The 6,590-nt window shown below is 69.1% G+C and carries 5 protein-coding genes and 2 pseudogenes; 4 read left to right on the top strand and 3 right to left on the bottom strand.

Annotated features, from left to right (window positions below; all coding sequences use genetic code 11):
* Window positions 1-101 precede the first annotated feature (101 nt).
* Entirely contained in the window at window positions 102-281 is a 180-nt protein-coding gene (locus H1D24_RS41315; protein WP_374064826.1) for a hypothetical protein, read from the top strand.
* Window positions 282-1,056: 775 nt separating this feature from the next.
* Here H1D24_RS41315 and H1D24_RS41310 read toward each other — a convergent pair.
* Together H1D24_RS41310 and H1D24_RS41305 are read right to left on the bottom strand one after the other, a co-directional pair.
* Entirely contained in the window at window positions 1,057-1,305 is a 249-nt protein-coding gene (locus tag H1D24_RS41310; protein WP_181662922.1) for a hypothetical protein, read from the bottom strand.
* Window positions 1,306-1,447: 142 nt separating this feature from the next.
* Window positions 1,448-3,763: a WD40 repeat domain-containing serine/threonine-protein kinase gene (locus H1D24_RS41305; protein WP_309484636.1), complete on the bottom strand. Its 2,316-nt coding sequence runs from the start codon at window positions 3,761-3,763 to the stop codon at window positions 1,448-1,450.
* Between the two features lie 313 nt (window positions 3,764-4,076).
* Between H1D24_RS41305 and H1D24_RS43435 the strand changes: the two are divergent.
* From H1D24_RS43435 to H1D24_RS41290, 3 genes and pseudogenes are all read left to right on the top strand, one after another.
* Window positions 4,077-4,262 (top strand): annotated as a pseudogene (locus H1D24_RS43435) (SNF2 helicase-associated domain-containing protein); the annotation flags it as partial.
* A 27-nt stretch (window positions 4,263-4,289) separates the two neighbouring features.
* A pseudogene (locus H1D24_RS41295) lies at window positions 4,290-4,529 on the top strand (hypothetical protein); the annotation flags it as partial.
* Window positions 4,530-4,619: 90 nt separating this feature from the next.
* Complete coding sequence (locus H1D24_RS41290; protein WP_181662920.1) at window positions 4,620-5,231, top strand: class I SAM-dependent methyltransferase; 612 nt, start codon at window positions 4,620-4,622, stop codon at window positions 5,229-5,231.
* 316 nt (window positions 5,232-5,547) lie between these two features.
* Here the strand turns inward: H1D24_RS41290 and H1D24_RS41285 are convergent.
* Window positions 5,548-6,590, bottom strand: a 1,043-nt coding sequence (locus H1D24_RS41285; RefSeq protein ID WP_258564743.1) for a group II intron maturase-specific domain-containing protein, incomplete at its 5' end; no start/stop codon positions are given.

Genomic DNA, 6,590 nt, shown 5'->3' with positions numbered 1-6,590 from the left:
GATAGGCATCCAAATTGCAGTCGTCAATAATTTGCACAACATCACACGAACGGGGCTTGGTCGGTTACCTCTTCACCCGCGACCTCGACCGCGCCCTTCGGGTGGCGGGAGCGCCTGGAGACCGGCATGGTCGGATCAACGCTGGCCTGGTCTCCAACCCCGCCGCGCCCTTCGCCGGCGTCAAGCAGTCGGGCTCGGCCGCGAGGGCGGACGCCTCGGCGCCGACGAGTTCCTGGAGTACAAGTGCCTCGCCATTCCCAGTGGTGGGCCACCGTGGCTGACCGGCTCCTCGTCCTGCACCGCGGCATCCTGCCGCCGAACGCTGCGCGCATCGAACGGCTCCCGAACACCGTCCACTCGACCGAGCAGGACCGCCGCTCCTTGTGCCCGGCGCGGACGCCCTGTTCTGATGGCACACCGTCACCGCGGAGGTCGCCGCCTGGCCCGACGAGGTGTCGCGGGCACTCGGCTGGGTTCATGTGGCCGCCACCGGAGTCGACTCCCTCCTCTTTCCTCCCTGGCCGACAAGCCCCGGGTGGTGCTGACCAACTCATGAGGCGTCCACGACCAGCCGATTGCGGAGTGCGTACGCGGTCTGATCCTGGCCCGCGCGAAGGAGTTCCCCGGTATATGGGAACACCAGCGGCAGCGTGAGTGGCGGCCCCGGGACAGCGAACACATCGGGGGAAGGCGCTGGACGTCTTCGCGCACGAGCCGCTGCCCTCGCCTCGCTCCTTGGGGTCGCGCAAAGCGCGTTACCGCCACCAAGTGCGTCGGATGAATCATCGCCGGAGCGAAAGACACTCAGCATCCTGCAGCGGGCTATGACTGCGCCCTCGGGCGCGGAACGACTCCACAAGTCTCCAAACCAAAAATGTCCGCATCGCTGGGGGTCAAGGGGTCGCAGGTTCAAATCCTGTCGTCCCGACTGTGATGTCGGATGTTCCCGCGGTTTAGGGGCACTCTTCGGAGTGCCCCAAACGCGTGTTTGGGAGCAATCTGGGAGCCCTCTTCGCTCCCAATTGCTCCCACCGCTCCCAGTCGCCGTCGTCGGCGTCAATTGTTGTTGACCGCCGCTTGCCCGATCCGGTCGAGATGGTCATGCTCCCAGTTCGGTGGGCCTGCATTGTCGAAGCGCTCGCGCACCAGCGCGGCGTCGGCGGCAGCCGCCTCGCGTGAGGCGGGGGAGAACTTTCGGCGCTGCAGCACCTCGTCGAGGTCGCTGCGGCACAACGACCCGAGCCCGACGAGGGGATGGGCCGCCTCCACCGCTGCCGCCCGGCCCGTGAGCGCGACCGCCGTCACCTGCGACTCGTTGCGGGCGAGCTGCCGCAGACAGCGGCCGGACTCCAGGTTCGTACACGTGCCACAGCGGCAGGCTCGCCATCAGCATCCCCCTCCCGGCGACCGGCACCACGATGTCATGGCGCCGACGGCCTGCTCGGGCTCAGTCGGCCGTCAGCTCCCAGTCGAGTTGCCAGAGCCGGATGCCGTCGTCGCCCGCCGACACCAGATTGCGCAGGTCGGCGGTGAGCTCGAGGTGTCTGATGCGCTCCTGGTGTCCCTCCAGGACGTGCAGGCAGCGTCCGCTCGCGACCTCCCACATCCGTATGGTCCTGTCGTGGCCTGCCGAGAACGCGAACCGGGCGTCGGGAGTGAACCGCACGGTGGAGAGCCAGCCCTCGTGCCCCTCGAACTCGCGCAGGCATCGCTCGCTCCCGGCGTCCCACAACCGGATCCGCTCATCGTCCATGCACGTGGACATGGCCAGCCGGCCATCGGCGCTGAGGCACGCCGACAGGATCGGGTGTCCGGGTCCCGTCCAGGTCCGCAGGCACGCTCCGGCACTGAGGTCCCACAGACGGACCACACCTCGGGTGTCGCCGACAGCCGCGAGCCGTCCGTCGGCGGACGTGGAGATCATGTTGACCGGGCCGCCGGGCCCGGTGGTCGCGACGCAGCGGTCGTCGTCCAGATCCCACTGACGGATGACGCCGTCTCCGCTGCCGAACAAGGCATGCCTGCCGTCGCCCGTGAACATGACAGTCCGCGTCATGTCCCGGTCCGGAGTCAGCTGACGGCGCTCGCCGCCTGCCAGCCGCCTTCGGGTGATCGCGAGCGGATTGGTGCCGTAGCACAGGACGTGCCGGCCGTCGTCGCTCAACGCCACCTCACCCACCCTGCCCCGGTGGTCGTCGAGGACGTGCGTGCACACGCCGCGGTCCAGATCCCAGATCCGGATGGTGCCGTCGCCCTGGCCGCTGACGGCGAGCCGGGCACCGGCGGCAATACCGATCGCGGTGATGGCGCCGTAGGAGAGGTGGCCGGCGTCCAGTGGCCGCGACCAGGCCGCGGGCAGTTCCACGTGGCGGGCCGAGCGGCCCAGTTCGTGCCAGGCGGCCAGGACTTGTGGCGCGCGCTCGTATCCGGGTATCGCCCGTGCGCTTGTCAACCGGTCCAAGGCGGACCGGTGTTGCCCGTTCGACATCGCCTGACGTGCTTCGGCGAGCAGCTCTTCGGCCATGCCGCCGAGCCGGCTGACCTCGGCGTACTCGCGCGGCTTGGTCACCTGTGGCTCGGCGGCGTACCCGGCGTCGGGCAGCCGCCAACGGCGCATGGGCGGGCTGAGCTGCTGATCGACGGAGAAGCCGAACCGGTCGTCGGCGTCCGGGAACCCGACGTGACGCACTCCGCTGGGGACGGTGAAGGTCCGCAGACACCGGCCACTGTCCAGCTCCCAGACCCGGACGGTGTTGTCCGCGATCGATCCGGAGAGCAGTAGGCGTCCGCTGTTGCTCAGCGCCAGGTGGTTGGGCGCCCCGGTGTGCCCGGTCAAGGTGCACAGCTGCCGGCCGTCCACCACATCCCACAGCCGGATCACCCGGTCCCTACCACCGACCGCGGCATGGCGTCCGTCCGGACTGAAGCACATCGAATGCGCCGGCGAGCCGGCGGTCAGCGCACGGGACCGGCCATCGGCCAGCCTCCACAGCCGCGCCCCGCCCTCCTCGGCAGTGAGCACGTGGCGCCCGTCGGCGCTCACCTCGTACAGCGAGCCGTCCAGCACGGCCCACAGCGGCGTCCCGAGCAACCAGCGGCAGGTTCCGGTCCCTGGGGCCCATACCTGGATGCGCCCGTCCTCGCCGACCCACACGCCGACGTGTCCGTCGGCGCTCAACCTGATCGGATGCCGCGTGGTATCGGCGCCCGCCCGCATGACGCGGGCACACCGGCCGGTGGTCAGATCCCAGAACCGGACCGTGCCGTCGCGGCTCGTGGACAGCGCGTACGACCCGTCAGGGGTGAGATCGACGCCCTGCACCTGCCTGCGGTGTCCCTTGAGCGTCCGCCGCAGCTCGCCGGTCGCCGTGTCCCACAGCCGGAGCACACCGTCCCAGTGACCGCTCATCGCGAGGCGCCCGTCGGGAGTGAACTGGACCGGGAAGTAGCCGCCCACCTCGTGCCGGGCGAGAAGCCGCACCGGTGCGCCCGGCACGTCGTACGGCTCGCTCAGTGCGTGGGTCTCGGTGCGGCGGGCATCGGCCACGCTCCCCGAGACCGCGACCCGCAGCGCCGCCTGCACTTCGGCATCGTCGGGCCCAGGACGCGAGCTCTTCACCGCCATGTCGATGCCCCAGGCAAGATGCCGGACCCGGTGCACGACGACGCCCATCCCGCCCCGGCCGAGCTCGCCGATCACCCGGTACCGACCGTCGACGGTCTCGCCGGTCGACCAGATGGCGGACGACGTAGGTGCGTTCACTGCGGTTCCCCCTCTGGTGACGACCGGCGCCGAGGTCAGCCCGTGACAGCGTTGAAGTGGACGTACTTCCCTCCGCCGAGGCGTTCGCCGTCGTGATGGCGGTAGAAGCCGTCGCGCACAGCCGCACACGCGCCCTCGCCCTCGACAATGGGGGCCGTCGCCGGAGAGCTGCGCGAGGCGGGGATGGGCGTGCACCTGCCGCGCGATCTGGTGGGCGACCTGACGGCGCAGGCCGTCCTCGATGCCGGGCCGCTCCAGCGGTGGACGGTGACGACACCGACGGCGGCTTCGGTTTCCTCTCCGCCGAGCGGCTCTGCGCCTTCGCTGGGAGATCGCCACCGCGGACCGCAGCCTCACCGCCGACGAGGTCGAGCGGCTGACCGCCGCCCACCGGCCGCTGGTGCGGCCGCGCGACGGCTGGGTCCTGCTCGACGACCGCCTCGCCCGCCGGCTGCGCCGCACCCCGCGCGAACTGACCGGCGTCCAGGCACTGACGGCCGCCCGGACCGTCCAGGCCACCGACCTGAGCGAGACCGACCAGCGGGCCGGACTCAGCCGCGAACAGACCGCGCTCTACCAGGCATAGGTGCGTGCATCGATGGCGGCGATCCGTGCCGCCCACGGCATCCGGCGGCACGGACTCGTCCTCAAAGTCCTCACCGCTCTCAAGCAGATCTGCAACCACCCCGCCCACTACCTCAAGGAGCCGGCCGCCACCGTCCGGCGGACCGGCCGCAGCGGCAAACTCGACCTTCTCGACGAGCTCGACGGCTATCGGCTCACCGCCACGACGAGGCCGGCGACTGCCCCGCTCGACCACGGTGGAGGAGGGCCGGCCCGCCTATAGTCGATTCTCATGAGCCGTTGGCAAAAACTGACCGGTGGGACGTCCGGAGACGAGTACGCCGCGCGCTTCGCGGCGCTGGCCCGCAGCGGAAAGGATGTGCACGGCGAGGCGCGGTTCTGCGCGGCCCTGGTGCCCGCCGGGGCGCGGGTCCTGGACGCCGGATGCGGGACCGGACGGGTCGCGATCCGGCTGGCCGAGCTCGGCTACGACTGCGTCGGGATCGACCTCGACGCCTCGATGCTGGACGTGGCGCGGGCCCAGGCGCCGGAGTTGCCGTGGTACCGGACCGATCTCGCCGAGTTCGATCCGGCCCAGATCGGTATCGACGCGGACTTCGACCTCGTGGTCGCCGCCGGCAACGTCCTCCCGCTGCTCGCCCCCGGGACCGAGGCAACGGTGGTCAAGCGTCTGGCCGCGGCCCTGCGTCCGGGCGGCCTGCTGGTCGCGGGCTTCGGCCTGGATGCCGCCCACCTGCCCGTGCCGCCCGGCATCACACTGCCGGAGTACGATGCGTACTGCGCCGCGGCCGGCCTCGCCCTCGTCGACCGCTTCGCCACCTGGGACGCTGACGCCTACGACGGCGGCGGCTACGCCGTCAGCGTCCATCGCGCCGGCCCCTGACCCGGCTGCGGGCGGCCCCTGATCCGACCGTCCAGCTCCACGCGATGGTCGCGCAGCTCTTGGCTACCTGCTGGCTGCAGGCGCGCTGCCGTCGGTGTCACTCGGTATCATCCGATTTCCAGTACCCGGCGTTCCGCCTTGGGCAAGACGTATTCCAGCTCGTCGGTATTCACCAACGACCTTTCGGCATTCCGGTATCCGTACTGCTGACTTAATGGCCCTCTTCGCCATGCACGGACTTCTGTCGGGTAGCGGGGACGCATTACTGCGTCCCCGCCCCCTAAGAACCGGACGTGCAGCGTCAACCGCATCCGGCTCAAGCAAGCCCCGAAGGCTCGCGGGCACGCAGAGAAGCCAGACCCGCTGAGGTGTCGGCGTTGCGCCGACGTCGACAGGAGGTGTGCACGAGACGAAGGACTGCGTCCGACTCGCCTTGACCTGGGACGAGGACGATGTGTTGCTTCGTCACTGCCCGTCGGATCACCACCATCCACTGTTCCCACTCGGCGGGGCTCTGTGGTTGGTGGTCGGCGTGCAGCAGGAGTCCCAGGCATAGCTGGCAGCGACCGTTTTGCAGCGTCAATAGCCGCAGTCCGAACGCGTCCAGAGGCGTGGGCATCCCCTTTCGCCGCCGTTTGGCCCAGTAGTCCGCCAGGGTTGGGTCGTCCGGAGACGAGGTGCCGGGGACCATCTGGTGTCGGACGATCTTCGTCCAGGAGAATTTCCGTAGGTGGGCACCGGTCTCCCGGTCTCCGAACACCCATTGGTTCCTGCTGGACTTGTTGAACTGACCGAAGTACCGGTTGACAATCCAGTTCCTCGATTTGTTCTGGTGGCCGTGCTTGGCCCACTTGTAAGTGAGCTTCCACATGTAGTCGTCCAGCGCAGTGAACGCCTTGCTGGAGACCACCGTCCGGTAGTAGGCCGACCAGCCGCGCACGATCGGGTCGATCTTGTGCAGCACCGCACTGACGTTGGCTCCTCGCAGGGCCTTCATCTCGGTGCGGAGCCGTTCCCGGATTCGTCTCAAAGCCGCCGGACTCGGTTTGATCAGCAGCTTGCCGTCGTAGCGGCGGACGTTGAATCCCAGAAAATCGAAACCGGAGTCAGCGTGGACAATTCGTGTCTTGTCTTCGTTGAACGCCAGCCCTCTGGGCCTCAGCCACTCGGCGAGCTTCGCCTTGACCTGTTCGGCTTCGTCATAGCTGTGACACAGCGCGACAAGATCGTCAGCGTACCTGATCAACGCCGGAGAGCCTTCAACCGACTCGGCGGCATTAGTGCCGAGCTTGCGGTATCGGACTCCGGCGGCTTGTTCCATTCCGTGCAGAGCGATATTCAGCAACAGAGGGCTGGCCA

The organism is Streptomyces himalayensis subsp. himalayensis (assembly GCF_013778455.1).
Taxonomy (GTDB): Bacteria; Actinomycetota; Actinomycetes; order Streptomycetales; family Streptomycetaceae; genus Streptomyces; species Streptomyces himalayensis.
Note: the sequence above shows the minus strand (reverse complement) of the source record. Positions and strands in the feature narration are given on the sequence as shown.